This window comes from Citrobacter sp. Cf088, from assembly GCF_030334295.1.
Lineage (GTDB): Bacteria > Pseudomonadota > Gammaproteobacteria > Enterobacterales > Enterobacteriaceae > Citrobacter > Citrobacter freundii.
The window spans coordinates 39776-66712 of sequence record NZ_JAOWEE010000015.1 but is presented as its reverse complement, the minus strand read 5'-3'; the positions used below and the strand labels follow the sequence as shown (position 1 = coordinate 66712).

Annotated in this window: 24 protein-coding genes and 1 pseudogene; 16 read left to right on the top strand and 9 right to left on the bottom strand. The window is 52.2% G+C overall.

The features are described 5' to 3' along the window. Nucleotides 1-10 precede the first annotated feature (10 nt). Nucleotides 11-463 carry an acyltransferase gene (locus tag OGV71_RS00370; RefSeq protein WP_032938205.1) on the bottom strand — a complete coding sequence of 151 codons (453 nt, stop codon included), beginning with the start codon at nucleotides 461-463 and terminating at the stop codon, nucleotides 11-13. A gap of 138 nt (nucleotides 464-601) precedes the next feature. Here OGV71_RS00370 and psiE point away from each other — a divergent pair, with 138 nt between their 5' ends. Continuing rightward, nucleotides 602-1012, top strand: coding sequence for a phosphate-starvation-inducible protein PsiE (gene psiE / locus OGV71_RS00365; RefSeq protein ID WP_003031674.1), 411 nt, complete (start codon nucleotides 602-604; stop codon nucleotides 1010-1012). 75 nt (nucleotides 1013-1087) lie between these two features. Here the strand turns inward: psiE and nhaC are convergent, their stop codons facing one another. The 5 genes from nhaC to malE all read right to left on the bottom strand — a co-directional run bounded on the left by nhaC (nucleotide 1088) and on the right by malE (nucleotide 7839). Further along, entirely contained in the window at nucleotides 1088-2539 is a 1452-nt protein-coding gene (nhaC, locus tag OGV71_RS00360) for a Na+/H+ antiporter NhaC (protein ID WP_032938203.1), read from the bottom strand. Next, nucleotides 2532-3710, bottom strand: a complete 1179-nt coding sequence (locus OGV71_RS00355; RefSeq protein WP_204584258.1) for a MalY/PatB family protein — start codon at nucleotides 3708-3710, stop codon at nucleotides 2532-2534. The genes nhaC and OGV71_RS00355 overlap by 8 nt, the downstream gene beginning before the upstream one ends. Nucleotides 3711-4012: 302 nt before the next feature. Next, a complete protein-coding gene (gene malG, locus OGV71_RS00350; protein ID WP_003031677.1) occupies nucleotides 4013-4903 on the bottom strand; it encodes a maltose ABC transporter permease MalG in 891 nt (296 codons plus the stop codon). Nucleotides 4904-4917: 14 nt separating this feature from the next. Further along, on the bottom strand, nucleotides 4918-6462 hold the full coding sequence (gene malF, locus OGV71_RS00345) for a maltose ABC transporter permease MalF (protein WP_204584357.1): 1545 nt from the start codon (nucleotides 6460-6462) through the stop codon (nucleotides 4918-4920). 186 nt (nucleotides 6463-6648) lie between these two features. Next, nucleotides 6649-7839 carry a maltose/maltodextrin ABC transporter substrate-binding protein MalE gene (gene malE / locus OGV71_RS00340; protein WP_003031680.1) on the bottom strand — a complete coding sequence of 397 codons (1191 nt, stop codon included), beginning with the start codon at nucleotides 7837-7839 and terminating at the stop codon, nucleotides 6649-6651. Between the two features lie 360 nt (nucleotides 7840-8199). Here malE and malK point away from each other — a divergent pair, with 360 nt between their 5' ends. The 5 genes from malK (at nucleotide 8200) to ubiA (ending at nucleotide 13368) form a co-directional block, all read left to right on the top strand. Next, nucleotides 8200-9309 (top strand): maltose/maltodextrin ABC transporter ATP-binding protein MalK, encoded by a 1110-nt coding sequence (malK, locus tag OGV71_RS00335; protein ID WP_003031682.1) that lies wholly within the window; start codon nucleotides 8200-8202, stop codon nucleotides 9307-9309. A gap of 78 nt (nucleotides 9310-9387) precedes the next feature. Beyond that, nucleotides 9388-10743, top strand: a complete 1356-nt coding sequence (locus tag OGV71_RS00330) for a maltoporin (protein WP_003031683.1) — start codon at nucleotides 9388-9390, stop codon at nucleotides 10741-10743. A gap of 113 nt (nucleotides 10744-10856) precedes the next feature. Continuing rightward, nucleotides 10857-11804 (top strand): maltose operon protein MalM, encoded by a 948-nt coding sequence (malM, locus tag OGV71_RS00325; protein WP_048220023.1) that lies wholly within the window; start codon nucleotides 10857-10859, stop codon nucleotides 11802-11804. A gap of 180 nt (nucleotides 11805-11984) precedes the next feature. Beyond that, nucleotides 11985-12482, top strand: a complete 498-nt coding sequence (gene ubiC / locus OGV71_RS00320) for a chorismate lyase (protein ID WP_204584256.1) — start codon at nucleotides 11985-11987, stop codon at nucleotides 12480-12482. A 13-nt stretch (nucleotides 12483-12495) separates the two neighbouring features. After that, nucleotides 12496-13368, top strand: coding sequence for a 4-hydroxybenzoate octaprenyltransferase (gene ubiA / locus OGV71_RS00315; RefSeq protein WP_046671361.1), 873 nt, complete (start codon nucleotides 12496-12498; stop codon nucleotides 13366-13368). 55 nt (nucleotides 13369-13423) lie between these two features. Here the strand turns inward: ubiA and plsB are convergent, their stop codons facing one another. Beyond that, nucleotides 13424-15844, bottom strand: a complete 2421-nt coding sequence (gene plsB, locus OGV71_RS00310) for a glycerol-3-phosphate 1-O-acyltransferase PlsB (RefSeq protein ID WP_204584253.1) — start codon at nucleotides 15842-15844, stop codon at nucleotides 13424-13426. Nucleotides 15845-16015: 171 nt separating this feature from the next. Here plsB and OGV71_RS00305 point away from each other — a divergent pair, with 171 nt between their 5' ends. From OGV71_RS00305 to OGV71_RS00290, 4 genes are all read left to right on the top strand, one after another. After that, nucleotides 16016-16384 (top strand): diacylglycerol kinase, encoded by a 369-nt coding sequence (locus tag OGV71_RS00305; protein ID WP_003031701.1) that lies wholly within the window; start codon nucleotides 16016-16018, stop codon nucleotides 16382-16384. Nucleotides 16385-16493: 109 nt separating this feature from the next. Beyond that, entirely contained in the window at nucleotides 16494-17102 is a 609-nt protein-coding gene (gene lexA / locus OGV71_RS00300) for a transcriptional repressor LexA (RefSeq protein ID WP_003031703.1), read from the top strand. Nucleotides 17103-17233: 131 nt separating this feature from the next. Further along, entirely contained in the window at nucleotides 17234-18553 is a 1320-nt protein-coding gene (gene dinF / locus OGV71_RS00295) for an MATE family efflux transporter DinF (protein ID WP_016149403.1), read from the top strand. 136 nt (nucleotides 18554-18689) lie between these two features. Next, nucleotides 18690-18899, top strand: a complete 210-nt coding sequence (locus OGV71_RS00290; protein WP_003031706.1) for a CsbD family protein — start codon at nucleotides 18690-18692, stop codon at nucleotides 18897-18899. Between the two features lie 48 nt (nucleotides 18900-18947). On the opposite strand, the gene zur is transcribed toward OGV71_RS00290, so the two are convergent. Then, nucleotides 18948-19466, bottom strand: a complete 519-nt coding sequence (gene zur, locus OGV71_RS00285; RefSeq protein ID WP_003031709.1) for a zinc uptake transcriptional repressor Zur — start codon at nucleotides 19464-19466, stop codon at nucleotides 18948-18950. Nucleotides 19467-19581: 115 nt separating this feature from the next. Between zur and OGV71_RS00280 the strand changes: the two genes are divergently transcribed. The 3 genes and pseudogenes from OGV71_RS00280 (at nucleotide 19582) to pspG (ending at nucleotide 21562) form a co-directional block, all read left to right on the top strand. After that, entirely contained in the window at nucleotides 19582-20070 is a 489-nt protein-coding gene (locus OGV71_RS00280) for a cupin domain-containing protein (RefSeq protein ID WP_003031710.1), read from the top strand. A gap of 107 nt (nucleotides 20071-20177) precedes the next feature. Further along, nucleotides 20178-21176, top strand: coding sequence for a tRNA dihydrouridine(20/20a) synthase DusA (gene dusA, locus OGV71_RS00275; protein ID WP_286532321.1), 999 nt, complete (start codon nucleotides 20178-20180; stop codon nucleotides 21174-21176). 133 nt (nucleotides 21177-21309) lie between these two features. Next, nucleotides 21310-21562 (top strand): annotated as a pseudogene (pspG, locus tag OGV71_RS00270) (envelope stress response protein PspG). 301 nt (nucleotides 21563-21863) lie between these two features. Here pspG and OGV71_RS00265 read toward each other — a convergent pair. Continuing rightward, entirely contained in the window at nucleotides 21864-22847 is a 984-nt protein-coding gene (locus OGV71_RS00265; protein ID WP_003841359.1) for a quinone oxidoreductase, read from the bottom strand. A gap of 64 nt (nucleotides 22848-22911) precedes the next feature. Here OGV71_RS00265 and dnaB point away from each other — a divergent pair, with 64 nt between their 5' ends. From dnaB to tyrB, 3 genes are all read left to right on the top strand, one after another. Further along, on the top strand, nucleotides 22912-24327 hold the full coding sequence (gene dnaB / locus OGV71_RS00260; protein WP_003826610.1) for a replicative DNA helicase: 1416 nt from the start codon (nucleotides 22912-22914) through the stop codon (nucleotides 24325-24327). Nucleotides 24328-24343: 16 nt separating this feature from the next. Beyond that, nucleotides 24344-25423 carry an alanine racemase gene (gene alr, locus OGV71_RS00255; protein ID WP_003031716.1) on the top strand — a complete coding sequence of 360 codons (1080 nt, stop codon included), beginning with the start codon at nucleotides 24344-24346 and terminating at the stop codon, nucleotides 25421-25423. A gap of 128 nt (nucleotides 25424-25551) precedes the next feature. Then, nucleotides 25552-26745 (top strand): aromatic amino acid transaminase, encoded by a 1194-nt coding sequence (gene tyrB, locus OGV71_RS00250; protein WP_032938184.1) that lies wholly within the window; start codon nucleotides 25552-25554, stop codon nucleotides 26743-26745. Nucleotides 26746-26937 lie beyond the last annotated feature (192 nt).

Genomic DNA, 26937 nt, shown 5'->3' with positions numbered 1-26937 from the left:
ATCAGGGAAGTTACAGGCGACGCAATAATTTTGCCGGGTTTCCCGCGTACACGCCTTTCTCGGTGATTGATTTGGTCACTACGCTTCCTGCGCCGATGACCGCGCCATCGCAGACAGTGACCGCCAGAATGGTCGCTCCACTGCCGATCGAAACATCGTCGCCAATCGTAATTCTTCCCCAACTGTTGCGGTCGGCGTTGGGTTTACCTTCGCGGAACATATCGTTGGCGAACATCACGCCATGCCCGATAAAACAGCGGGAACCGATGGTGACATATTCGCAGATGAAGGTGTGCGACTGAATTTTGCTGTCTGCGCCAATCTGCGTGCTGCCCTGGATTTCAACAAATGGTCCGACAAAAACGTTGTCTCCCAATGTGCAATCGTAGAGATTGGCAGGTTCATAAATCACCACGTTCTCACCGCAGGTAACGTTGCGGACAGCGGATTGTCTAAGCTGCATAATTCATCCTGTGAAATGTATCGTGGCATTCATCATTCTCCGTTGACCTTTCTTGCACAAAATATAAACAAAAAATGTAGATCTCTGTCACATTTTTGCGTTATACAGGAACCTCGCCACTGAGTAAGAGGTGCTGCTATGACGTCGCTATCTCGTCCGCGCGTGGAGTTTATCTCCACTATTTTACAGACCGTGTTGAATCTGGGACTGCTGAGTCTGGGCCTGATCCTGGTTGTATTCCTCGGGAAAGAAACGCTGCATCTGGCGGACGTGCTGTTCGCCCCGGAACAAACCAGCAAGTATGAGCTGGTGGAAGGGCTGGTGGTTTACTTCCTCTACTTTGAATTTATCGCGTTGATTGTGAAGTACTTTCAGTCAGGGTTTCACTTTCCGTTGCGCTACTTTGTCTATATCGGGATCACCGCGATTGTGCGGTTGATCATTGTCGATCATAAAGCGCCGATGGATGTGCTGATCTATTCTGCAGCGATCCTGCTGCTGGTGATCACCCTGTGGCTGTGTAATTCCAAACGGCTGAAGCGAGAGTAAAAGACAACACGCCGCAATCGGGCTGCGGCGTGTAGACGTAGTTAATTATTGGCAAATATCTTAATCAGGCTGGTACTACTTGCTTTCATTTGCTGCTTCCATCATGAGCTGTTGCTGCTTTTCTTTGGATAAGCGAGCAATGCCAAAACCAGTGAAACCCCATAACGTCGCAAAGAAAATGCCACTCCAGCAGAGAATCGCCCACGGAAGATAGCTTAATGTTGCAACACCAAGCGTACCTGCCATGTAGGCTCCCGCCGCAGTCCAGGGCAGAATCGGCTCGAATATGGTGGCAGAGTCTTCTACTGTCCTTGCCAGATTTTTTGGGTGTAGCCCGCGCTCAATATAAGCGCTTCGTAGCATTTCAATCGGAATCAGGATTGAGATCTGACCATTACAGGTCACGCTAATCATTGTTAAACCACAGGCAATAGTCGCAAGAATCATGGTTCCTGTGGAATGAACTAGTTTAAGTAGGTTGTGGACAATGACTTCTAAAGCACCGCTCAGAGCCAATGTTCCCGCAAATGAAAGGGCGCAGAAACAAATCAGCAGCGTACTCATCATCGAGTTCATGCCACCACGGTTAAGCAAATTACCCAGTAGGGGATTAACATCTTTATCGGCAAGCATTGAAACGTTAAATCCGTCTACGGCGCTTTTTACAATATCGTGCAGAGTGAAACCCTGAATGACGCTGGCGTTGATCATGGCAACCAGTGCCGAAACTAACATAATTGGAATGGTTGGTTTCTTGGTAATCGAGCCGTACAGGACAATAGCAATGGGTAACAGTAACAACAAATTAAAATGGTAAATACCCTTTAATCCCTCTGTAATTAACTGAACTTTATCGGGAACGGTTGAGCCGCCGAGATCGCCATTCATACCATAGAGAGTCATGACAACAGCAGAAAGGATCAAGGAAGGAAGGGTTGTGTAAAGTAAATGAGCGATATGTTCATAGAGATCTATCTGGGCGGCCATCGCTGCCAGGTTAGTGTCACCAGAAAGGGGAGACAGTTTGTCCCCGAAGTAAGCTCCCGCCACAATAGCGCCAGCAGTTGCTGCCAGATTAGCCTCCATTCCGATGGCCACGCCCATAAACGCTACACCGACTGTGCCCGCTGAGCCCCAGGATGTTCCTGTGCACACAGAGACGACTGCAGTGACAAGCAGGGCTGTCACATAGATCATTGAAGGGTTTATCAGATTAAGGCCGTAATAAATCATCAGCGGAATAGTACCGCCTATCATCCATGTCCCAATCAGTAGGCCCACGCTGATCAAAATTAAGAGAGCGGGCATCGTTTTGGCGATTTTCTGCGAAATTGATTCAAGGATTGCGTTGTAGCCGTACCCCAAACGCTTAACCAATAGTGCCGCAATGACGGTCGAAAGGACCATTAATGGCTCAGGTGGTAGATCGAAAGCCGCATAACCAACCCCCAGCAATAAGACCATCGCCAGTATCGGTAACATTGATTCCACCAGAGTTGGTGTTCTTGGAGTATTGTTATTATTCATGGAGGGAAACTCCTATAGTGTAGGGTATGCTCTGATAAATCCGTTCAAATGCTTCTTTAAGAATGGTTCTCGGCGTGGCAATGTTCACACGGAAAAAACCAAGTCCTTCATCGCCAAAATCTGATCCCCAACTCATCTCAACACCTGCGAGCGAAACAAACCAATGGCGTAGCTGCTCTTCGCTGATGTTCATCGCTCGGTAGTCAATCCACAACATGTAAGTTCCGCCACCAGAGGCTAAAACCCAGTCTGGAAAATGAGTCTGGCAAAAGGATTGAACCCAACTCCTGTTTTCGGCTAAATAATCTTTTAATGCTGCTAACCAAGAATCACCATGGCGGTAAGCACAGAGAAATGCAGGAACAGAGAAATAACCAGGATTATGGATACCTGCTGCAATAAGAGCTGATTTAAACTTTTCTCGATACTTATCATTAGCAATAACAATATTGGCGATTTCAAGTCCGGCCATATTGAATGTTTTTGCCGGAGATGTACAAATAAACGAGTTTTGTGCAACGTATGAACTTATCGAAGAAATTGTTTGATGTTGTTTTTTGATGAAATTGAAGTCTGCATGAACATCATCAGAAATAATAAAAACGTTGTATTTCTCTGCTAATGAAGCTATTTTTCTTAGATTATCTTCTGACCAGATTGTTCCTGTTGGATTATGCGGCGATATTAGAATGAAACAACAAGCCGTTTTAAACTTATCTTCGAGATCCGCAAAGTCTATTTCATAGGAGCGGTTACGATAAAGCAACGCACTTTCCAGCAATACTCTATGGTTGACTTCAACTGCATGGCTAATAGGATGATAGGCTGGTGCCAGGCTGACAATAGCATCTCCCGGTTGGGTAAAATTCTGGATATATAATGAAACGGCTTGTACCACTCGTGGGCAAAAAACAATGTGTTCAGGGTTGACCTTCCACGAGTAATGGCGTTGATACCACTGTGCTGTCACTTGCTGCCAGTCATCACTTAATAATGTATAACCGTAGATACCTTTCTGATTTGCGACTGATAATTCAGAAACTATAAAATCAGCTACCGGGATATCCATATCAGCTACAGATAGAGGGATGATTTCACGCCCCTTGTTATTATATTTAGCGCTATAGGTTCCGTCGCGTGAAATAACTTTATCAAAATTATAAACTTTCATATTTGTTACTCGCCCGATTTCATCTTTAGAGTAATGTAATATTTCGAGGGTGGAAGTGTTATTCTGTATTTTGTTTTCGTCATTATGAAAATTTGCATATGTGATGCTTATCACAAAGATGTTAACTATCTGTCAATAAAAATAATCCGGCGAGTGTAAACGTTTTACATCGCTTAACCGCCTGGAATTTACATAAAAAAAGGGCGCTCCGTAGAGCGCCGAATAACAGTCACAGGTTGGGATAACATAAGTTGAGGGTTGCAGTGGCATTGCCCGTTGCCGGGCAGTTACTTCGGTAAAACTTAACCTTTCACACCACCTGCCGTCAGTCCGTTGACCAGCCAGCGCTGCGCCAGCAAGAACACCAGAGTGATCGGAATGGCTGAAAGTACAGCTGCGGCGGCAAAGTCGCCCCACAAATAGTTCTGTGGATTGAGGTACTGCTGCATACCTACCGCGAGGGTATAGCTGTTCACATCACGCAGCAGCAGTGACGCGACCGGTACTTCGGTAATAGCGGCAATGAAAGACAGAATAAACACGACCGCCAGAATCGGAACGGAAAGTGGTAGCAGCACCAGGCGGAATGCCTGCCACGGCGTTGCGCCATCCAGCGCGGCCGCTTCTTCCAGCGAACCGTCGATGGTTTCGAAATAACCCTTAATCGTCCATACATGCAGCGCAATACCGCCAAGATAGGCGAAGATCACGCCGCCGTGCGTGTTCAGGCCGATAAACGGAATGTACTGACCCAGGCGGTCAAACAAAGCATATAACGCGACCAGAGACAGCACCGCCGGGAACATCTGGAAAATCAGCATCCCTTTCAGCAGGGTTGCTTTGCCCGGGAAACGCATACGCGCAAAGGCGTAAGCACAGGTGGTGGAAAGCGTCACGATACCGATCGCGGTAATGCTGGCCACTTTCACCGAGTTCCACAGCCATAACAATACCGGGAATGGCGGTGGCGTCACGCGGCCATCCGCGTGTTCAACGCTAAAGCCCAGTGCCAGTTTCCAGTGTTCCCAGGAGATGTTTTCCGGGATCAAACTGCCGGTGGCAAAGTTACCTTCGCGTAGCGAGATAGCGATAACCATCAGCAACGGGAACATGATCGCCGCGATGAAAATCAGCAGCAGCAGGTGCGTTGTTAAGAGACGCAGTTTCTGAGATTTGGGTTGTACCATAGCCATGTTCGTTGTCTCCCTTAATCAAACTTCATACGTGTGGCTTTCAGGTTCACAATCGCCAGCGCGCCGACCAGCAGGAAGATCAGCGTGGCAATCGCCGCCGCCAGACCGAAGTCCTGACCACCGCCGCCTTCAAAGGCAATACGGTAGGTGTAGCTCACGAGCAGGTCGGTATAACCGGCTGGCGTGGTGGTGCCGAGTCGGTCCGGGCCACCGTTGGTCAACAGCTGAATCAGCACGAAGTTGTTAAAGTTAAAGGCGAAGCTGGCGATCATCAGCGGTGTCAGCGGCTTAATCAGCAGCGGTAGCGTTATCTTAAAGAAGTTCTGGAACGGACCTGCACCATCCATCGCCGAGGCTTCATACAGATCGTCAGGAATCGCTTTCAGCAGACCCATGCACAGGATCATCATGTATGGATAACCGAGCCAGGTGTTGACGATAATAATCATCGAACGCGCGGTGGTTGGGTCGCTGAACCAGGCCGGTTTGATACCAAACAGTGCGCTCAGCATCATGTTGATTTCACCAAAGCTCTGGTTGAATAAGCCCTTGAAAATCAGAATCGAGATAAACGACGGTACGGCATACGGAAGAATCAGCAGGACACGGTAAATCGCTTTGCCTTTGAGAGACTCCCACTGTACGAGACAGGCCAGCACCATCCCCACAGCAACGGTGAGGATCACCGTCAGAACGGAGAAGACCACCGTCCAGACAAAGATGGCGAAGAACGGTTTCTGGATGCCTTCGTCGGTAAACACGCGAGTGAAGTTATCCCAGCCGATGGCAACGGTATAGCCTGGACTGAGTTTTTCGCTACCCCAGCTATCGTCAGCGTTAATCGCCTGATAATAACCAATATCGTTATTGGCGCGGTATTTTACGCCGCTCTGGCTGTTGGTGAGCGTACCGTCATCAGCGAGCGTATAAAGTGGCTGCGTGCCGGAAAACTGGCGCAGTGAACTCATAATCACTTTGCTTTCATCCGGCAGGATGGCGGTCAATTGGGTTAATGCCTGGCGATTTTGCGTGATGATGCGCAGCGTTGCACGCTCGCCCGCTGGCAGCGCTTCGGCTTCTTTCAACTGCAGTTTCTGTTCGCCGCCAAATTTAAAGGCGTCGGAGAGATAATTCTTGCCGGTTTCACCGTCGGTGAGAGCCAGTTGCCACTCATCACCCGCCGGATACAGGCCAAAGTTGTAGGTTTTCCCAGCCTGATACGAACGATCCATCAGGACTTCCTGAGCGCGTTCAAAGGTCAGTTGGTTGGTACTGCTGTAGTTGGTAAAGGCAATGGCGATCGTACAAATCAGCGGAAACAGGACAAACAGCCCCATACCGGCAACGCCCGGGTAAACATAGCGCCAGGCATAGGCTTTACGGTTAGCGAAAATATACAGGCCAGCAGAGCTTAAAATCAGCGTCATGATGGCAAACAGGTACTCCCCCTGAGCGTACATCAAAACAACAAGGTAACCGACCAGCAGCCCAAGCAGACCCATCACTGACCATTTCAGCGTGTCGCTTTGCCACCAGTGTTTCTTTTTAATGACATCCATGGGGATCTTCCTCTTTACGCTTTATCCTTCGCACTACCTCTTTGTTGGCTGCGGAAGCTCACCCCAGTCACTTACTTATGTAAGCTCCTGGGGATTTGCCTCCTTGCCGCCTCGATGTAGCGCGAATGATTTCGCGTAACAACGTATTCAATAAACCTGATTCCCTAAGAGATAAGGGAAACCGTATTACTTGGTGATACGACCTTGTGCATCTTTCAGCGCGGCATCGACGGTCTGACGGCCGCTGGCTGCGTTGATCACTGCGGTACGAACGGCATACCAGAATGCGGACATCTGTGGGATGTTCGGCATGATTTCGCCTTTCTGGGCGTTATCCATGGTGGCGGCGATGCGTGGGTCTTTTGCTAACTGATCCTGGAAGGATTTCAGCGCAACGGCGCCCAGCGGCTTGTCCTTGTTCACTTCATCCAGACCCTGATCGGTCAGCAGGTAGTTTTCGAGGAACTCTTTCGCCAGTTCTTTGTTCGGGCTGGCGGCGTTGATACCGGCGCTCAGAACGCCAACAAACGGTTTAGAAGCTTTGCCTTTGAAGGTTGGCAGCAGCGTGACGCCGTAGTTGATTTTGCTCTTGTCGATGTTGGACCACGCCCACGGACCGTTGATGGTCATCGCGGTATCGCCCTTGTTAAAGGCCGCTTCGGCGATGGAGTAATCCGTATCCGCGTTCATATGTTTGTTCTTGATCAGGTCAACCAGGAAGGTCAGGCCCGCTTTCGCGCCGGCGTTATCCACGCCCACGTCTTTCACATCGTACTTGCCGTTTTCAAACTTGAATGCGTAACCGCCGTCGGCGGCAATCAGCGGCCAGGTGAAGTACGGCTCTTGCAGGTTGAACATCAGCGCGGATTTACCTTTCGCCTTCAGCTCTTTATCCAGTGCAGGAATTTCTTCCCAGGTTTTGGGTGGGTTTGGCACGAGGTCTTTGTTGTAAATCAGCGACAGCGCTTCAACCGCGATCGGGTAGGCAATCAGTTTGCCGTTATAGCGTACGGCATCCCAGGTGAACGGATAGAGTTTGTCCTGGAACGCTTTGTCAGGCGTGATTTCAGCCAGCAGGCCAGACTGAGCGTAACCGCCAAAACGGTCATGAGCCCAGAAGATGATGTCCGGGCCGTCGCCGGTCGCGGCAACCTGCGGGAATTTCTCTTCCAGTTTGTCCGGGTGCTCAATAGTGACTTTGATCCCGGTGTCTTTCTCGAATTTTTTGCCCACTTCAGCGAGGCCGTTATAGCCTTTGTCGCCGTTAATCCAGATAACCAGCTTACCTTCTTCAATCTTGGCGAGAGCCGAGGCGGAAAACATCATCGTCGTCAATGCAGACAATGCGAGGATGCGTGCGCCAGTTTTGATTTTCATAGTTCCCATCCTGTTTGGTGATTTTGCAGAGGTGGCTTAACGGTTACTAGTTTCTTTATACGACAACCTCTTTCCATCCTCCTTACCCCTACGCCCCACCCGCTCTTTATGTGATCTGTGTTACATAAATGTGAGTATTGCGTACTGGCGCACATAAAAACCCACCGATTTTTGCAGGCTGCATCACGAAATTCCTCTGGGGCGGGTAGCCCGGGTCTCAGACGCTGCTCTCTCATCCTCCCGCCTCCTCCCCCATAAAAAAGCCGGGGGGTGGAGGATTCACGCAGTCAAGTGATCGCGCATAGTCAGCCCATCATGAATGTTGCTGTCGATGACAGGTTGTAACGAAGGGAGAAGGGCATGGCGAGCGTACAGCTGCGAAATGTAACGAAAGCCTGGGGTGACGTGGTGGTATCGAAAGATATCAATCTCGACATTCACGAAGGGGAATTCGTGGTGTTTGTCGGACCGTCAGGCTGCGGTAAGTCGACCTTGCTGCGTATGATCGCCGGGCTTGAAACCATCACCAGTGGTGACTTGTTTATCGGGGAAACCCGGATGAACGACATTCCGCCCGCCGAACGCGGTGTGGGCATGGTCTTTCAGTCCTATGCGTTATACCCCCATTTATCTGTCGCGGAAAACATGTCATTCGGCCTCAAACTGGCCGGGGCGAAAAAAGAGGTGATGAACCAGCGTGTGAACCAGGTTGCGGAAGTTCTGCAACTGGCACACCTGCTGGAGCGTAAACCAAAAGCGCTTTCCGGCGGACAACGTCAGCGTGTGGCGATTGGCCGTACGCTGGTCGCCGAACCGCGTGTATTTCTGCTGGACGAACCGCTGTCAAACCTCGACGCCGCGCTGCGCGTGCAGATGCGTATTGAAATCTCCCGCCTGCATAAACGTCTTGGTCGCACGATGATTTACGTCACCCACGATCAGGTCGAAGCGATGACCCTGGCTGACAAAATTGTGGTGCTGGATGCCGGTCGCGTAGCGCAGGTCGGTAAACCGCTGGAGCTATACCACTACCCGGCTGACCGCTTTGTTGCCGGGTTTATTGGCTCGCCGAAGATGAACTTCCTGCCGGTGAAAGTCACCGGGACGGCCATCGATCAGGTGCAGGTTGAACTGCCTAACCGCCAGCAAATATGGCTCCCGGTAGACAGCCATGCGGTGCAGGTTGGCGCCAACATGTCTTTAGGTATCCGCCCGGAACATCTGCTGCCCAGCGATATCGCCGATGTCACCCTCGAAGGTGAAGTGCAGGTGGTCGAGCAGCTTGGTCACGAAACACAAATTCATATCCAGATCCCCGCCATCCGTCAAAACCTGGTTTACCGCCAGAACGACGTGGTGTTGGTAGAAGAGGGTGCCACATTCGCTATCGGCCTGCCGCCAGAGCGTTGCCATCTGTTCCGTGAGGATGGCAGTGCATGTCGTCGGTTGCATCAAGAGCCGGGTGTTTAAGGTATCCCATTAAAAAAAAGCGCAAAACCGTCAAGGTGAAGCGTTTAAAGAAAAGCAATGATCTCAGGAGATAGAACGATGATTACTCTGCGCAAACTCCCTCTGGCGGTTGCTGTGGCGGCAGGCATTATGTCTGTTCAGGCAATGGCTGTAGATTTCCATGGCTATGCACGTTCCGGTATTGGCTGGACGGGTAGCGGCGGTGAACAACAGTGTTTCCAGGCAACCGGCGCCCAAAGTAAATACCGTCTTGGTAACGAATGTGAAACCTATGCGGAAATTAAACTAGGTCAGGAAGTGTGGAAAGAGGGCGATAAGAGCTTCTACTTCGACACTAACGTTGCCTATTCCGTCGCACAGCAGAATGACTGGGAAGGGACTGACCCGGCCTTCCGTGAAGCCAACGTGCAGGGTAAAAACCTGATTGAATGGCTGCCAGGCTCCACTATCTGGGCAGGTAAGCGCTTCTATCAGCGTCATGACGTTCACATGATCGACTTCTACTACTGGGATATTTCAGGTCCTGGTGCTGGTATTGAAAACATCGATCTGGGCTTCGGTAAACTGTCTCTGGCCGCGAGCCGTTCACAGGAAGCGGGTGGTTCATATGCTTTCAGCAGCCAGAATATCTATGATCGTACCAAAGACACCGCCAACGACGTATTTGACGTTCGTTTAGCGCAGTTGGCAACTAACCCGGATGGGATGTTGGAACTGGGCGTTGACTATGGCCGTGCGAATACCACCGATGATTACCACCTGGCAGACGGCGCATCTAAAGATGGTTGGATGTTCACCGCTGAACATACCCAGAGCATGCTGAAGGGCTACAACAAGTTTGTTGTTCAGTACGCGACAGATTCTATGACCACTCAGGGTAAAGGTCTGAACCAAGGGTCTTACGGTTCATCCTCCTTCACCGTTACTAACCCAGACGGTAGTAAAACGAATTACGCCAATAACGTTATTAATAACAACGGTAGCCTGTTCCGCGTACTTGACCACGGTGCAATCTCCCTGGGCGACAAATGGGATCTGATGTACGTCGGTATGTACCAGAACCTCGATATGGATAACGACCTGGGGACCGAATGGTACACCGTCGGTATCCGTCCGATGTACAAATGGACACCGATCATGAGCACCCTGCTGGAAGTCGGTTACGACAACGTCAAATCTCAGCAGACTGGCGATCGCAACAGCCAGTACAAAATCACCCTGGCGCAACAGTGGCAGGCTGGCGACAGCATCTGGTCCCGCCCGGCAATTCGTGTCTTTGCAACCTATGCCAAATGGGATGAAGAGTGGGGCTACGTTAAAAATGGTAACGACGTAACCAAATACGCCGCTGCAACGAACTCTGGTATCAGCACAACCAGCCGTGGCGACAGCGATGAGTGGTCCTTCGGTGCCCAGATGGAAATCTGGTGGTAATTCAGCACTAACCTGACGTAAAGACCGAAAGAGGGGCGCCAGCCCCTCTTGATTACGGTTTAGCGCGCTATTGCCTGGCCACCGCTGAACCCATGCTATCTGAGGTGATAACAATGAAAATGAAGAAAAGTCTCGTTGCCCTTTGTTTATCTGCAGGGTTATTTGCCAGCGCGCCTGGCATCAGCCTGGCCGATGTAAATATTGTTCCGCAGAACACCACCGCGGCTCCAACTATTCCCACTGCTGCGCTACAACAGCTAACCTGGACGCCGGTTGATCAATCTAAAACCCAGTCAACACAACTCGCGGCAGCGGGTCAGCGTCTGGATGTTGCTGGTATTACTGGCCCAGTCGCTGCGTACAGCGTACCCGCGAATATTGGTGAGTTAACCCTGACGCTGACCAGTGAAGTCAACAAACAAACCAGTGTATTTGCACCAAACGTTTTAATTCTTGATCAGAACATGACGCCATCTGCGTTCTTCCCCAGCAGCTATTTCACCTACCAGGAACCCGGCGTGATGAGTGCCGATCGTCTGGAAGGCGTAATGCGTTTGACGCCAGCGCTGGGCCAGCAAAAGCTCTATGTTCTGGTCTTTACCACAGACAAAGATCTCCAGCAGACCACGACCCTGCTTGACCCGGCAAAAGCCTATGCCAAGGGTGTAGGTAACGCTGTTCCGGATATCCCTGACCCGATCGCCCGTCATACCACCGACGGTCTGCTGAAGCTGAAAGTCAAAACCAGTTCCTCCTCCAGCGTGCTGGTAGGGCCGCTGTTTGGCTCATCCGGCCCAGGCCCTGTCACGGTGGGTAATACCGCAGCGCCTGCAGTTACTTATGCGGCTCCGGCGGCAGCCGTTGCTGCTCCAGCGCCACAACCGGTGAAGAAAAGTGAGCCGATGTTAAATGACACGGAAAGTTATTTTAACCAGGGCATTAAGGATGCCGTGGCGAAAGGCGATGTCGATAAAGCGCTGAAGCTGCTTGATGAAGCTGAACGTCTGGGATCCAAATCTGCCCGATCCACCTTTATCAGCAGTGTAAAAGGCAAGGGGTAAACGTCTCCCCGCAGTGCTGATTTTGCAACAACTGGTGCGTCTCCTGGCGCACCTTTTTTTATCCTTCGGTGCTAATTGTTACACTTATGTTGCTCTGACGATCACTTAATTGTGTTTGCTCACCCCGTAATGCATTTTCTGCGATACAATGCCTTCAGGTTATAAATCGGAGAGTAAGGCATGCCACACCCTGCGTTAACGCAACTGCGTGCGCTGCGTTATTTTGATGCGATCCCGGCGCTGGCCCCCCAACTGCTCGACTGGTTGTTACTGGAAGATTCCATGACCAAACGTTTTGAGCAGCAGGGGAAAAAGGTCACCGTAACGTTGATTCGCGAAGAATTCGTTGGGCAAAATGAGGTGGCTGAAGAACTGACGCTGCTGCCTAAAGAGTCTCGCTATTGGTTACGTGAAATCCTGTTATGTGCGGATGGTGAACCCTGGCTTGCCGGACGGACCGTGGTGCCTGAATCAACCTTGTGCGGCCCTGAACTGGCCTTACAGAACCTGGGGAAAACCCCGCTCGGACGCTACCTGTTTACGTCATCGACATTGACCCGAGATTTTATTGAGATTGGCCGCGATGCAGCGCTATGGGGGCGTCGTTCCCGCCTACGGCTGAGCGGTAAGCCGCTGATGCTTACCGAGCTTTTTCTGCCTGCATCGCCGTTGTACTAAGAGGAAGATAAAGATGGAGTGGAGTCTGACGCAGAATAAGCTGCTGGCGTTTCACCGCTTGATGCGTACGGATAAGCCGATCGGCGCCTTACTGCTGCTCTGGCCAACGCTATGGGCATTGTGGGTGGCGACCCCAGGCATGCCGCAACTGTGGATCCTGGCGGTATTTGTCGCCGGCGTTTGGTTAATGCGCGCCGCTGGATGTGTGGTAAATGATTATGCCGACAGGAAGTTTGACGGACACGTTAAACGCACCGCGAATCGACCGCTGCCGAGCGGTGCTGTCACCGAAAAAGAAGCCCGAACGCTGTTCGTCGTATTGGTGTTGTTGGCCTTCCTGCTGGTTTTGACGCTCAACACGATGACCATTTTGTTGTCCGTTGCGGCGCTAGCGCTGGCGTGGGTCTATCCCTTCATGAAACGCTACACGCATCTGCCGCAGGTGGTGCTGGGCGCGGCGTTTGGCTGGTCTATACCGATGGCGTTTGCCGCCGTGAGCGAGTCTGTACCACTGAGCTGCTGGCTGATGTTCCTCGCCAACATTCTCTGGGCGGTGGCCTATGATACACAGTATGCGATGGTTGATCGGGATGATGACCTGAAGATTGGCATTAAATCGACCGCGATCCTGTTCGGCCAGAACGACAAACTCATTATTGGTATTCTGCAGGTCGGTGTACTGGTGCTGATGGCGCTGGTTGGGTGGCTGAACGGACTGGCGTTAGGCTATTACTGGTCTTTGCTGGTGGCGGGTGCGCTGTTTGTGTATCAGCAGAAGCTGATCGTTAATCGTGAACGTGATGCCTGTTTTAAAGCGTTTATGAACAATAACTATGTAGGCCTGGTGCTGTTCCTGGGACTGGCGATGAGCTACTGGCATTTTTGATTTTGGCTTAGCCTGCGAAATAAAAAACCGGTCATTTCGACCGGTTTTTTTATGCTTACTCGCTCTGTGTGGCGCTCTCGATGGTCAGACGCACATCCGATGTGACCAGTTCGGCCAGCATCTGATAGATCTTCATCGTCTCTGCCGGCTCGGCATCACCGGTGTCGCTGATGAATCCCTCGTCACGCAGCGTCAGCACCAGAGAGCTGAACACCGCTTTATCGAAGAATTCCGGCGCGTTAATGCCGTGCAGCACTGAGAGGCGTTGTGCCACGGTGCGGCTCTCTTTCTCCAGCGTACCGCGGTTGATGGACGGGTTGGCGCTAAGTAGCCAGAAGGTGATAGCGTAGCGTTGCAACGTCTCGCGAGCACCCGCAGCCAACAGCTGCAGCGTACGGGAGCGGGCAGGATTAATATGCAGCTCGCCATCCTGTAGAGTAATCAGTCCCTGGCGCTGCATTTCGCTGGCCAGTTCGTCAATCACCCCGGCAAGCTCATCGCGCTCCCAGCGCAGGAACAACTCGGCTTTCAGCATCGGGTACAACGCATCAATATGCTGCTGTAGCGCGACGCGTGAAATACGACGGTGCTGAGTCACAATGGCTGCCATCAACGAAGGCAGAACCAGCATATGCGCAATGTTATTGCGGTAGTACGTCATCAAGACGGCCTGCTCGCGCGGCAGAATAATGATGTCACCGATGGTGTCTTTCTCGACCTCAAACTTGTTCATCTGCAAGGCGTGGTCGATCAGTTCACTGGCACTTTGCGCAGGAACGGTTGAGTCCGCCGCGTACGGCACGTTGCGCAGCAGGCTCAGGTAGCAGTCGAGCTGCTCGGTTAACTGTTCACGGGTCAGAGAGCGCTGGCGGGAAGCCAACAGCGCAGTACAACACAGGTTCATGGCGTTGGCCGCGCCAGCGTTGTTAATGCGTACCATCAGATCGGCAGCAATGTTATTCACCGTCGGCGTCAGCCAGGCCGGACGGATAGACTCGATAGGGTCAATAGATTCACGCCATTCTGGAACATGCTGGTTGAGGTAAGTCATCAATGGCATTGGTTCACCAAAGTTGACGTAGCCCTGACCCAGGTTACGCAGCTTGCTTAAGCCACGCAGCATTTGTGGCAGACTTTCTTTCTCTTTCGTCGCGCCACGCAGCTCTTTGGCGTAGGTGCCCACTTCCATTACGTGCTCGTAGCCGATGTAGATCGGTACGAGAGTAATAGGACGCGTACCGCCGCGCAGCATCGCCTGAATAGTCATCGACAGGGTGCCGGTTTTCGGGTCGAGCAAACGACCAGTACGTGAACGTCCACCCTCGACAAAGTACTCAACCGAGTAGCCGCGGCTGAACAATTCGCCCAGGTATTCGCGGAATACGGTGGAGTAGAGCTTGTTGCCCTTGAAGGTACGACGAATAAAGAATGCGCCCAGACGACGGAAAATCGGCCCCGCTGGCCAGAAATTCAGGTTGATACCGGCTGCGATGTGCGGCGGAACCAGACCCTGGTGGTACAGAACGTACGACAGCAGCATATAGTCCATATGGCTGCGGTGGCACGGAACGTACACGATTTCATGCCCATCGTGCGCCAACTGGCGTACACGTTCAGCATTGTGAACGTTAATCCCCTGATACAGACGGTTCCAGGTAAAGCCCAGAATACGGTCCGTCAAACGGATCATTTCGTAGGAGAAGTTGGCGGCAATCTCTTCCATCAGCGCAATGGCATTTTGCTGCGCTTTTTCGTGGGAGATTTTTTTACTGCGCGCTTCATCTTCTACCGCGCGAGCGATCGCTTTTGAAGCTAACAGCTTATTAAACAGATCCTGGCGGGCAGGGAGGCGCGGGCCGACAGCGGCCAGGCGCTGGCGAGCAAAGTGCATACGCGCCACGCGTGCCAGCTTCTGGGCAATGATCTTATCCGTACCGTGTTCATCCGCCATACGACGCAGAGAGACCGACGGGGAGAAGCGGACAAAACTGTCGCGACCCAGCCAGGACACCGCAAAGAATTTCTGTACGCCGTTTAGCATACGTAACGGCGGATTAACTTCACCTTTTTCACGCCCTGGCGCACGGCCAAACATCACCGAAACCGGCACCATCTGCACATCCAGGTCTGGATTGCTGCGATGTAAGTCGAGATAGTTATGGAACAGCTTGATGGACTCTTCTTTTGGCGTGTAATAGGTGAACACACGCGGGCCGCCGTGAATAAACACGTAGCGCGGCAGTAAAGTCCCGTCTATCTCCAGCGGTTCCAGGGGATCGGGGAGATCGTGCACCAGACATTGGGCACGCAGCGTCAGCAAGTCTGCTTTTGAATTGTACGGTAGGACGTACATAATGGGACGAGACGTATCGAGTCCCAACTCCGGGGCAGGTTCTGCCGGAATAGACTTGCTTTTTACCAGGACGCTTAATGGTAAATTCAGTAATTTGTAGTAAATTCGTGGCCAGCCGGACATAAACGATGTAAAGCCTCTGGTTAATAATGCAAATGCGCTGCAAGGATATCAGAAAGTTTAGTGAATTTCTGTGGTATCCGGTCATACTTCGCGCTGCTTTGCCACACCCTGAAACAAACGGGGTAACGTTACAATGACATTGACGCTAATAATGTAAAAAGGTTCTTTTTGATGGCCAATAATACCACTGGATTTACCCGAATTATCAAAGCTGCAGGCTATTCCTGGAAAGGTTTTCGCGCCGCATGGATCAATGAGGCGGCATTCCGCCAGGAAAGCGTTGCCGTACTACTGGGCGTAGCCATCGCCTGCTGGCTGGACGTCGATGCGATTACCCGCGTGCTGTTGATTGGTTCCGTGATGCTGGTGATGATCGTTGAAATCCTCAACAGTGCGATTGAGGCGGTGGTTGACCGTGTTGGCTCTGAGTATCACGAACTTTCCGGTCGGGCGAAAGATATGGGGTCGGCGGCAGTGTTGCTGTCTATTTTCGTTGCTCTGATCACCTGGGGCATCCTGTTGTGGTCGCATTTGCGATAAGGATTCCACATCTTTATAAATCTCCTGTTTTTTGTGCAGTTTGCGGTTCCAAAATCGCCTTTAGCTGTATATACTCACAGCATAACTGTATATACACCCAGGGGGCGGAATGAAAGCGTTAACGGCCAGGCAGCAAGAGGTGTTTGATCTCATTAGAGATCACATCAGCCAGACAGGTATGCCACCGACGCGTGCGGAGATCGCGCAGCGTTTGGGGTTCCGTTCCCCAAACGCAGCTGAAGAACATCTGAAAGCGCTGGCGCGTAAAGGTGTGCTGGAAATTGTATCTGGCGCATCGCGCGGTATTCGACTGCTGCAGGAAGAAGAAGAAGGATTACCGCTTGTCGGCCGCGTGGCGGCAGGCGAGCCACTTCTGGCGCAGCAGCACATCGAAGGCCACTACCAGGTCGATCCCTCATTGTTCAAACCGAACGCCGATTTTCTGCTGCGCGTTAGCGGTATGTCGATGAAAGATATTGGTATTATGGACGGTGATTTACTCGCGGTGCATAAAACTCAGGACGTGCGTAACGGTCAGGTTGTTGTTGCCCGTATTGATGACGAAGTTACGGTTAAGCGCCTGAAAAAGCAGGGCAACAAGGTTGAACTTCTGCCAGAAAATAGCGAATTTAAACCTATCGTTGTCGACCTGCGTGAGCAAAGCTTCACCATTGAAGGGCTGGCGGTAGGTGTCATTCGTAACGGTGAATGGCTCTGATTTTCTGCTGAATCTCTGTAGGCCGGATAAGACGATTACGTTGCCATCCGGCAATGTGCCCGGTAGCGCTGCGCTTGCTGGGCCTGCATCACATTGTCCAGTACGTCTAACTTCTTCTCAGGCCCTCCTGTATGCCTTTCTTTACCTCTTCTGATAAAGCACTCTGGCACCTCGCCTTACCGATGATCTTCTCCAATATCACTGTTCCCCTGCTGGGACTGGTGGATACCGCGGTGATTGGTCATCTGGATAGCCCGGTCTATCTTGGCGGTGTTGCGGTTGGTGCTACGGCAACCAGTTTTCTCTTTATGTTGCTGCTTTTCCTGCGCATGAGCACCACGGGTCTTACTGCGCAGGCATTTGGTGCGAAAAATCCTCAGGCGCTGGCGCGCGCACTGGTGCAGCCGCTAATGCTGGCGCTGGGCGCGGGGTTGCTTATCGCACTGTTTCGTACGCCGATTATCGATGTAGCGCTGCATATTGTCGGGGGAAGTGAAGCGGTACTGGAACAAGCCCGGCGTTTCCTTGAAATCCGCTGGCTCAGCGCACCCGCCTCGCTGGCTAATCTGGTGCTGCTCGGCTGGCTGCTTGGCGTTCAGTATGCGCGTGCGCCGGTTATCCTGTTGATTGTTGGCAATATTCTTAACATTGTGCTCGATTTATGGCTGGTGATGGGTCTGCATATGAACGTGCAAGGTGCGGCACTGGCGACGGTGATTGCTGAATATGCCACCTTACTGATCGGCCTGATGATGGTGCGCAAAGTCCTGCATATGCGCGGAATTTCGCTGGCAATGCTGAAGCAGGCGTGGCGTGGCAACTTCCGCCGTTTGTTGGCGCTTAACCGTGACATCATGTTGCGCTCGCTGCTGCTGCAGCTCTGTTTTGGCGCTATCACGGTGCTGGGTGCACGTCTGGGAGGCGATATTATTGCGGTTAATGCCGTTCTGATGACTCTGCTAACCTTTACCGCCTACGCGCTGGATGGATTTGCCTATGCCGTGGAAGCGCATTCGGGCCAGGCCTATGGGGCGCGAGATGGTAGCCAGTTACTGGACGTCTGGCGGGCGGCCTGTCGGCAGTCCGGTATTGTGGCTATTCTGTTTTCGCTGGTTTATGCCCTGTTTGGCGAGCAGATTGTTGCGCTACTGACCTCGCTGCCGCAAATCCAACTACTGGCCGATCGCTATCTCTTCTGGCAGGTGGTGTTACCGCTGGTGGGTGTCTGGTGTTATCTGCTCGACGGAATGTTTATTGGCGCGACGCGCGCGGCAGAAATGCGCAACAGTATGGCCGTTGCCGCAGTGGGATTCGCCTTAACGCTGCTGACTTTACCGTGGCTGGGAAATCATGGCTTGTGGCTGGCGTTAACCGTTTTCCTCGCGCTGCGTGGGCTTTCACTGGCCTTTATCTGGCGACGCCACTGGCGTAATGGAACCTGGTTCGCCTGAGCAGGATGGTTAAAAATTCCGAATAGTAAATAAAACCCAGAATCCCTGACTACACTTATTCTCACGTCCAGAGAAAACAGCATGTGTCTGGACATGGCACTCTCGCTATTCACAACCTAACGATGAGGACTTGATGATGAATAAAGACGAAGTCGGCGGCAACTGGAAGCAGTTTAAAGGTAAAGTGAAAGAGCAATGGGGCAAACTGACCGATGATGATATGACGGTCATTGAAGGTAAACGTGACCAACTGGTCGGTAAAGTCCAGGAGCGTTACGGTTACGCGAAAGATCAGGCGGAGAAAGAAGTTAACGATTGGGAAAAACGTAATGATTACCGCTGGTAATTAACCCCTCCCTCCTGAGAGTACAAGGATGTACGCTCTCCCGCTTACCTAGCGCCCAACTTTCTTCTTCACCTGAATCGTATGGTCATGCTGGCACTCGCCAGGATGGCGGCATGACTCAACTTCTACACAGGCCGGACACAGCCCGTGTGCTTCAATAACATTATGTCGCAGAGCAAAACCCATTTTGGCCGCCAGCGTATGCATGATGTCTTCCACACCTTCTGCGCACTCTTCTTTTACCACGCCACAGCGGTCGCAAATGAACATTGCGGAACTGTGGGTTGGCTGATCGAACAGATGGCAAAGGACATAGCTGTTGGTGGATTCCACCTTATGCACAAACCCTTGTTCCAGCAGAAAATCGAGCGCGCGATACACGGTTGGCGGCTTGGCCTGCGGCTCGGTTTCCCGCAACAGGTCGAGCAGGTCATAGGCGCTGATAGCCCCTTCCTGCAGGCTCATCAGGCGCAGCACTTCGAGACGCTGTGGCGTAAGCCGCACGTTGCGTTGCGCACAGAGTTTTTCAGCTTGAGCCAATAACTCTTGCGTAGTGGTTTTGTCCATTTGGCGCCTCGATTTGCGTGGAAGGTTAATCCCTTACTTTAACATGTTCTGCTTAAAACGCCGAGATCCACCGCGGTGTGCTATACCTGACGCATCGCAATACTGGAAAATAACCATGAAAAGACCCGATTGTATTCGACACTGGCGTGAGGTTGAGGGGGCTGATGACTCCACTTATCCCGACAGCGATGAGCTATTTGCTATTGGCGCGCCGCTTGCCCGCAAGTTGGGGTTAGGACGACTCGGCATTCATCATGAACGCCTGCCGCCGGGTCGGCGCACGTCGTACCCGCACGCTGAAAGCGATGAGGAAGAGTTTATCTATGTGCTGGAAGGTTATCCTGAGGCCTGGATTAACGGGTATTTATGGAAGCTAGAACCGGGCGACAGCGTCGGTTTCCCGGCAGGTACGGGCGTGTGCCATACCTTTATCAATAATACCAGCGAAGAGGTGCGTCTATTAGTCGTGGGTGAGGCGAACAAAAAATATAACCGCATTTATTATCCGCTTAACCCGGTCTATGCCGCTACACGCGAGGATCGCTGGGTCGACCATCCGCCGCAGTTTTTCGGATCACACGACGGAAAACCGGGGCGTAAATAGCGTTTGTTGAGGGGCAGAGGGAGTGAGCCGCGAGGATGTGGCTCACTATCGTAACGGTCTATGCTATAGTAGCGCCCCTTTTTTAACCGGATGCTTGAATATTCGCCATGCTGCCTGAATCTCAGTCTACCGCTTTTCCCGCTCATCGTTTTTCTATCGCGCCGATGCTCGACTGGACGGACAGACACTGCCGCTACTTTTTGCGCTTACTGTCCAGCCAGACATTGCTCTATACGGAGATGGTAACCACCGGCGCGATCATTCATGGTAAAGGCGATTATCTGGCGTATAGCGAAGAAGAGCATCCGGTCGCATTGCAACTGGGCGGGAGCGATCCGGCGGCACTGGCGCAGTGCGCAAAGCTCGCTGAACAGCGGGGTTATGACGAAATCAATCTCAACGTGGGTTGTCCTTCCGACCGCGTGCAGAATGGCATGTTTGGCGCTTGCCTGATGGGGAATGCGCAACTGGTCGCCGATTGCGTCAAAGCAATGCGCGACGTGGTGTCGATTCCGGTAACGGTGAAAACGCGTATCGGCATTGATGACCAGGACAGTTACGAATTCCTCTGCGATTTCATCAACACGGTATCTGGCAACGGCGAATGTGAGATGTTTATCATTCACGCCCGCAAGGCCTGGCTGTCCGGGTTAAGCCCGAAAGAAAACCGCGAAATTCCACCGCTGGATTATGACCGTGTTTATCAGCTAAAGCGTGATTTCCCGCATCTGACGATGTCGATCAACGGCGGCATTAAATCGTTGGAAGAAGCGAAAATTCATCTGCAACATATGGATGGCGTGATGGTAGGTCGTGAAGCTTATCAAAACCCAGGAATTCTGGCGTCCGTTGACCGCGAGATTTTTGCAGCTACCAGCGAAGATACCGATCCGGTTACCGTGGTGCGCGCCATGTACCCGTACATTGAGCGTGAACTGAGTAAGGGAACCTATTTGGGACATGTGACGCGCCATATGTTGGGGCTGTTTCAGGGGATCCCTGGGGCTCGTCAGTGGCGTCGCTATCTGAGCGAAAATGCGCATAAAGCCGGGACAGATATTAACGTACTGGAGCACGCGCTGAAGCTGGTGGCAGACAAGCGTTAAGTTTTCACCAAAAGTTAGTTAATTTCACCACGCCCTGCGCTTTGTCGCGGGGCGTTTTCTTTATAAATCAATGCATTATTTTTGGCATGTTTCTTGTAAAACAATGGAGAGAATTTCATTTCGGGAGAGAGCCATGCTGGAACTACTTTTTGTGATTGGATTTTTTATCATGCTGATGGTCACCGGCGTATCTTTGCTGGGCGTTCTGGCCGCATTGGTCGTAGCCACTGCAGTGATGTTTCTGGGCGGACTATTTGCCTTGATGATTAAACTGTTGCCCTGGCTGCTACTGGCTGCTACTGGCTGTTGCCGTGGTGTGGGTTATCAAGGCGATAAAAGCGCCAAAAGTCCCACAGTATCAGCGCAATAACCGTCGATTTTACTAAGGTATTGAGCGGTGCGTCACAACCTGCAACATTGCCTTTAGAACCAAATAGGAATTGATTATCAAATCTGTCACTATTGCCAGGTTAACGAATTCATCGAGCTGTACCCTACATACAGCCGAACTAAAAAAAGAAAGGGCTTCCCACGGGAAGCCCTAATTCTTTACTTCCCCGTCATAATTCAAACCGCAGGTGTGTTGGCTGCTTTCATTCACCCCAGTCACTTACTCCAGTAAGCTCCTGGGGATTCATTCAATTGCCGCCTTCCTGCAATTTGAATTATTTAGGGGAAGTCGAAGCATTATGGGATTAGCAAACTCGATCCCTGCGTTGCCCGGCTTTCCAGTACTTCATGAGCACGCTGTGCATCGTGCAGTGCGAACGTCTGACCAGGCGCGACATCCACTTTGATTACTCCGCTGGCAATTAGTGAGAATAGCTCATTGCTGGCTTCGGTTAATTCGCGGTGATTGGTGATATACCCCTGGAGTGAAGGACGGGTCACGTACAGCGAACCTTTCTGGTTCAGAATACCTAAGTTCACGCCAGTCACCGGCCCGGAAGCATTACCAAAGCTGACCATTAGTCCCCGGCGCTGTAAACAATCCAGCGAGGCTTCCCAGGTATCTTTCCCCACCGAGTCATACACCACCCGTACTTTTTTTCCGCCAGTTATCTCTTTCACTCGCTCAACTATGCTTTCTTCACGATAGTTAATGACCTGCCATGCGCCGGCCTGCAGCGCAATTTGTGCTTTTTGCGCACTGCCGACGGTACCAATCAGCTTCGCGCCCAATGCTTTTGCCCACTGGCAGGCAATCATCCCGACGCCGCCCGCAGCCGCATGGAACAAAAACGGCTCATCAGGCTGAATTTCATAGGTTTTACGCAGCAGATAAAAAACGGTTAACCCTTTCAGGAATGAGGCTGCGGCTTGTTCAAATGAGATAGCGTTGGGTAGGATGGCGGCTTTATCGGCCGGAACGTTATGCACTGAGCTGTAGGCACCAAGGGCAGACTGGGCGTACACCACGCGATCGCCAGCTTTAATGTGTGTCACTTTGCTGCCGACTTTGCTGACTACGCCGGCAGCTTCGGTACCCAGGCCGCTGGGCAGAGATGGCGGCGGATAAAGACCACTGCGGATGTAGGTGTCGATATAGTTGATCCCAATAGCTTTGTTCTCGACCTGGATTTCGTTTTCCGCCGGGTCTACGGGGGTAAACTCCACCGCCTTGAGTACATCAGGGCCACCATGCTTGTGAAATTCAATACGTGTTGCCATGCTTCCTCCAAAAGAAATGTGGTAATCTTTCGACCCAATCATTATCTCGGTAACTCCATTCACTATGGCAGGAAATAAACCCTTCAACAAACAACAGACTGATGCTCGTGAGCGCGATCCCCAGGTCGCCGGGCTGAAAGTACCGCCGCACTCGATTGAAGCGGAACAGTCGGTGTTGGGCGGTTTAATGCTGGATAACGAACGCTGGGACGATGTCGCCGAGCGTGTGGTGGCGGAAGATTTTTATACCCGGCCGCACCGGCATATCTTCACGGAAATGCATCGCCTGCAGGAGATGGGGAAACCCATCGATCTGATTACGCTGGCAGAGTCGCTGGAGGTTCAGGGACAACTGGACAGCGTCGGCGGTTTTGCTTACCTGGCTGAGTTGTCTAAAAATACGCCAAGTGCGGCGAATATTAGCGCTTATGCGGATATCGTCCGCGAACGTGCCGTTGTTCGTGACATGATTTCGGTTGCGAACGAAATCGCGGAAGCCGGGTTTGATCCGCAAGGCCGTTCCAGTGAAGATCTGTTGGACCTTGCTGAATCCCGTGTCTTTAAAATCGCGGAAAGCCGCGCAAATAAAGACGAAGGGCCGAAAAATATTACTGATGTGCTCGACGCCACCGTCGCGCGTATCGAGCAGCTGTTCCAGCAGCCGCACGACGGCGTCACCGGTGTGAACACCGGTTATGACGACCTCAATAAAAAGACGGCGGGTTTGCAGCCGTCAGACTTAATTATCGTCGCCGCGCGTCCGTCGATGGGTAAAACAACATTTGCGATGAACCTCGTCGAAAATGCGGCGATGTTGCAGGATAAGCCGGTTCTTATCTTTAGTCTTGAAATGCCCTCGGAACAGATCATGATGCGTTCCCTGGCCTCGCTCTCACGCGTAGACCAAACCAAAATCCGTACCGGTCAACTGGATGATGAAGACTGGGCACGAATTTCCGGAACAATGGGTATTTTGCTGGAGAAACGAAACATCTATATTGATGACTCCTCCGGCCTGACGCCAACGGAAGTGCGCTCGCGTGCCCGTCGTATCGCCCGTGAACATGGCGGTATCGGACTTATCATGATCGACTACCTGCAGCTGATGCGCGTGCCGTCGCTCTCCGACAACCGTACGCTGGAAATTGCAGAAATCTCCCGCTCGCTGAAAGCGTTAGCGAAAGAATTGCATGTGCCGGTGGTGGCGCTGTCGCAGCTTAACCGCTCTCTGGAACAACGCGCCGACAAGCGCCCGGTTAACTCGGATCTGCGTGAATCCGGCTCCATCGAACAGGATGCCGACTTAATCATGTTTATCTATCGTGATGAGGTTTATCACGAAAACAGTGACTTAAAAGGCATCGCCGAAATTATTATTGGTAAGCAGCGTAACGGTCCGATCGGTACGGTGCGCCTGACGTTTAACGGACAGTGGTCCCGCTTCGACAACTATGCCGGTCCTCAATATGATGATGAGTAATTTCTAAGGAATACAAATGCAAGCGGCAACTGTAGTCATTAACCGCCGCGCTCTGCGACACAACCTGCAACGTCTGCGTGAACTGGCTCCTGCCAGTAAACTGGTTGCGGTCGTGAAAGCGAACGCCTACGGCCATGGTCTGTTAGAGACCGCGCGAACGCTCCCTGATGCGGACGCTTTTGGTGTCGCTCGTCTTGAAGAAGCCCTGCGGTTGCGAGCGGGAGGGATCACGCAGCCCATCCTGCTGCTGGAGGGATTTTTTGATGCCTCCGATCTGCCGACTATTTCCGCGCAGCGTCTGCATACAGCCGTCCATAACCAGGAGCAGCTCGAAGCCCTGGAAGCCGCTAATCTGGTTGAACCCGTTACCGTCTGGATGAAGCTCGACACCGGTATGCACCGCCTGGGCGTACGCCCTGAGCAGGCCGAGGCGTTTTATCAGCGCCTAACGCAATGTGAAAATGTGCGCCAGCCGGTCAATATCGTCAGCCATTTTGCGCGCGCAGACGAACCTGAATGCGGCGCGACCGAAAAACAGCTCGATATCTTCAACAGCTTTTGCGAGGGCAAACCTGGGCAGCGTTCGATTGCCGCATCGGGCGGTATTCTGCTGTGGCCACAGTCTCACTTCGACTGGGCGCGTCCGGGACTGATTCTGTATGGTGTGTCGCCACTGGAAAACCACTCTATCGGCGCCGATTTTGGCTGTCAGCCGGTGATGTCGTTGACCTCCAGCCTGATTGCGGTGCGTGAGCACAAAGCGGGCGAACCGGTTGGCTATGGTGGAACCTGGCAGAGCGAGCGCGACACGCGTCTGGGCGTGGTGGCAATGGGCTATGGTGATGGTTATCCGCGCGCGGCGCCGTCTGGGACGCCGGTACTGGTCAATGGCCGTGAAGTGCCGATCGTCGGTCGCGTTGCGATGGATATGATCTGCGTCGATTTAGGCCCCGAAGCGCAGGATAAAGCCGGCGATTCGGTGATTCTGTGGGGGGAGGGACTGCCCGTTGAACGCATTGCTGAAATGACGAAAGTAAGCGCTTACGAACTTATTACGCGCCTGACCTCAAGGGTGGCGATGAAGTATATCGATTAGCAGAATGATGTGCTGGACAGGCGGTTACGCCGCCTTCCGGCAATATTACCCTCAACATCCTCTCGATCTTCTCCCGCTTCCGGTTTATTGTGTTCTTAACCCTTGCCTGTAAACCTGGAGAACCACACGTGTTTCAGAAAGTTGACGCCTACGCCGGCGACCCGATTTTATCGCTCATGGAGCGCTTCAAAGAAGATTCACGTAGCGACAAAGTGAACCTCAGCATCGGCCTGTATTACAACGAAGACGGAATTATTCCTCAGCTTAAAGCGGTGGCGGAAGCGGAAGCTCGACTTAATGCCAAACCGCATGGTGCTTCGCTGTATCTGCCGATGGAAGGTCTGAACACATATCGTCATACTATTGCGCCGCTGCTGTTTGGCGCAGATCATCCGGTTCTCCAGCAGCAGCGCGTCGCAACTATTCAGACGCTGGGCGGCTCCGGTGCGTTAAAGGTTGGCGCAGACTTCCTGAAACGCTATTTCCCTGATTCTGGCGTATGGGTCAGCGATCCGACCTGGGAAAACCATATCGCGATTTTTGAGGGGGCAGGATTCGAAGTAAGCACTTACCCATGGTATGACGACACGACTAACGGCGTGCGTTTCAACGACCTGCTGGCAACGCTGAATACTTTACCGGCGCGCAGCATCGTGCTGCTGCATCCGTGCTGCCATAACCCGACGGGCGCGGATTTAACTCCTGCGCAGTGGGATAGCGTTATTGAGATCCTGAAAGCACGCGATTTGATTCCGTTCCTGGACATTGCTTACCAGGGCTTCGGTGGTGGAATAGAAGACGACGCCTATGCGATTCGCGCCATTGCCAGCGCCGGATTGCCCGCTCTGGTCAGTAACTCATTCTCGAAGATTTTCTCCTTGTACGGCGAGCGTGTCGGCGGACTGTCTGTAGTATGTGAAGATGCTGATACCGCCAGCCGCGTTCTGGGGCAGCTAAAAGCGACGGTGCGTCGTAACTACTCTAGCCCGCCAAACTTTGGTGCGCAGGTAGTTGCCGCGGTACTGGGTGATGACGCGCTGAAAGCCAGCTGGCTGGCGGAAGTCGAAGAGATGCGTACCCGCATTCTGGCGATGCGTCAGGAGCTGGTTAACGTATTGAATGCAGAGATCCCGGGCCGTAACTTTGACTACCTGCTGCAACAGCGCGGTATGTTCAGCTATACCGGGCTTAGCGCAGCCCAGGTTGATCGCCTGCGCGATGAGTTCGGTGTGTACCTGATCGCCAGCGGTCGCATGTGCGTAGCTGGGTTGAATCACGGTAACGTGCAGCGCGTGGCAAAGGCATTTGCCGCCGTCATGTAACCGGCTTTGTATATTGCCGGATGGCGGCGTAAATGCCTTATCCGGCCTACAAAGGTATATGGATTTTCGTTTGGAGGCCTGATAAGCGTCGCGCCATCAGGCACGCTTTCCTGTGTGATCGTGCTCCTTTTCCAGGGCAAAACCAGAGAAAATCCTTCCTTTCCCTCCCCCTAAGGGGTAAGGTCAGATAGT

Coding starts and splice junctions, on each gene's coding strand:
- OGV71_RS00370 (WP_032938205.1), bottom strand. CDS start 463: ATGCAGCTTAGACAATCCGCTGTCCGCAACGTTACCTGCGGTGAGAAC.
- psiE (WP_003031674.1), top strand. CDS start 602: ATGACGTCGCTATCTCGTCCGCGCGTGGAGTTTATCTCCACTATTTTA.
- nhaC (WP_032938203.1), bottom strand. CDS start 2,539: ATGAATAATAACAATACTCCAAGAACACCAACTCTGGTGGAATCAATG.
- OGV71_RS00355 (WP_204584258.1), bottom strand. CDS start 3,710: ATGAAAGTTTATAATTTTGATAAAGTTATTTCACGCGACGGAACCTAT.
- malG (WP_003031677.1), bottom strand. CDS start 4,903: ATGGCTATGGTACAACCCAAATCTCAGAAACTGCGTCTCTTAACAACG.
- malF (WP_204584357.1), bottom strand. CDS start 6,462: ATGGATGTCATTAAAAAGAAACACTGGTGGCAAAGCGACACGCTGAAA.
- malE (WP_003031680.1), bottom strand. CDS start 7,839: ATGAAAATCAAAACTGGCGCACGCATCCTCGCATTGTCTGCATTGACG.
- malK (WP_003031682.1), top strand. CDS start 8,200: ATGGCGAGCGTACAGCTGCGAAATGTAACGAAAGCCTGGGGTGACGTG.
- OGV71_RS00330 (WP_003031683.1), top strand. CDS start 9,388: ATGATTACTCTGCGCAAACTCCCTCTGGCGGTTGCTGTGGCGGCAGGC.
- malM (WP_048220023.1), top strand. CDS start 10,857: ATGAAAATGAAGAAAAGTCTCGTTGCCCTTTGTTTATCTGCAGGGTTA.
- ubiC (WP_204584256.1), top strand. CDS start 11,985: ATGCCACACCCTGCGTTAACGCAACTGCGTGCGCTGCGTTATTTTGAT.
- ubiA (WP_046671361.1), top strand. CDS start 12,496: ATGGAGTGGAGTCTGACGCAGAATAAGCTGCTGGCGTTTCACCGCTTG.
- plsB (WP_204584253.1), bottom strand. CDS start 15,844: ATGTCCGGCTGGCCACGAATTTACTACAAATTACTGAATTTACCATTA.
- OGV71_RS00305 (WP_003031701.1), top strand. CDS start 16,016: ATGGCCAATAATACCACTGGATTTACCCGAATTATCAAAGCTGCAGGC.
- lexA (WP_003031703.1), top strand. CDS start 16,494: ATGAAAGCGTTAACGGCCAGGCAGCAAGAGGTGTTTGATCTCATTAGA.
- dinF (WP_016149403.1), top strand. CDS start 17,234: ATGCCTTTCTTTACCTCTTCTGATAAAGCACTCTGGCACCTCGCCTTA.
- OGV71_RS00290 (WP_003031706.1), top strand. CDS start 18,690: ATGAATAAAGACGAAGTCGGCGGCAACTGGAAGCAGTTTAAAGGTAAA.
- zur (WP_003031709.1), bottom strand. CDS start 19,466: ATGGACAAAACCACTACGCAAGAGTTATTGGCTCAAGCTGAAAAACTC.
- OGV71_RS00280 (WP_003031710.1), top strand. CDS start 19,582: ATGAAAAGACCCGATTGTATTCGACACTGGCGTGAGGTTGAGGGGGCT.
- dusA (WP_286532321.1), top strand. CDS start 20,178: ATGCTGCCTGAATCTCAGTCTACCGCTTTTCCCGCTCATCGTTTTTCT.
- OGV71_RS00265 (WP_003841359.1), bottom strand. CDS start 22,847: ATGGCAACACGTATTGAATTTCACAAGCATGGTGGCCCTGATGTACTC.
- dnaB (WP_003826610.1), top strand. CDS start 22,912: ATGGCAGGAAATAAACCCTTCAACAAACAACAGACTGATGCTCGTGAG.
- alr (WP_003031716.1), top strand. CDS start 24,344: ATGCAAGCGGCAACTGTAGTCATTAACCGCCGCGCTCTGCGACACAAC.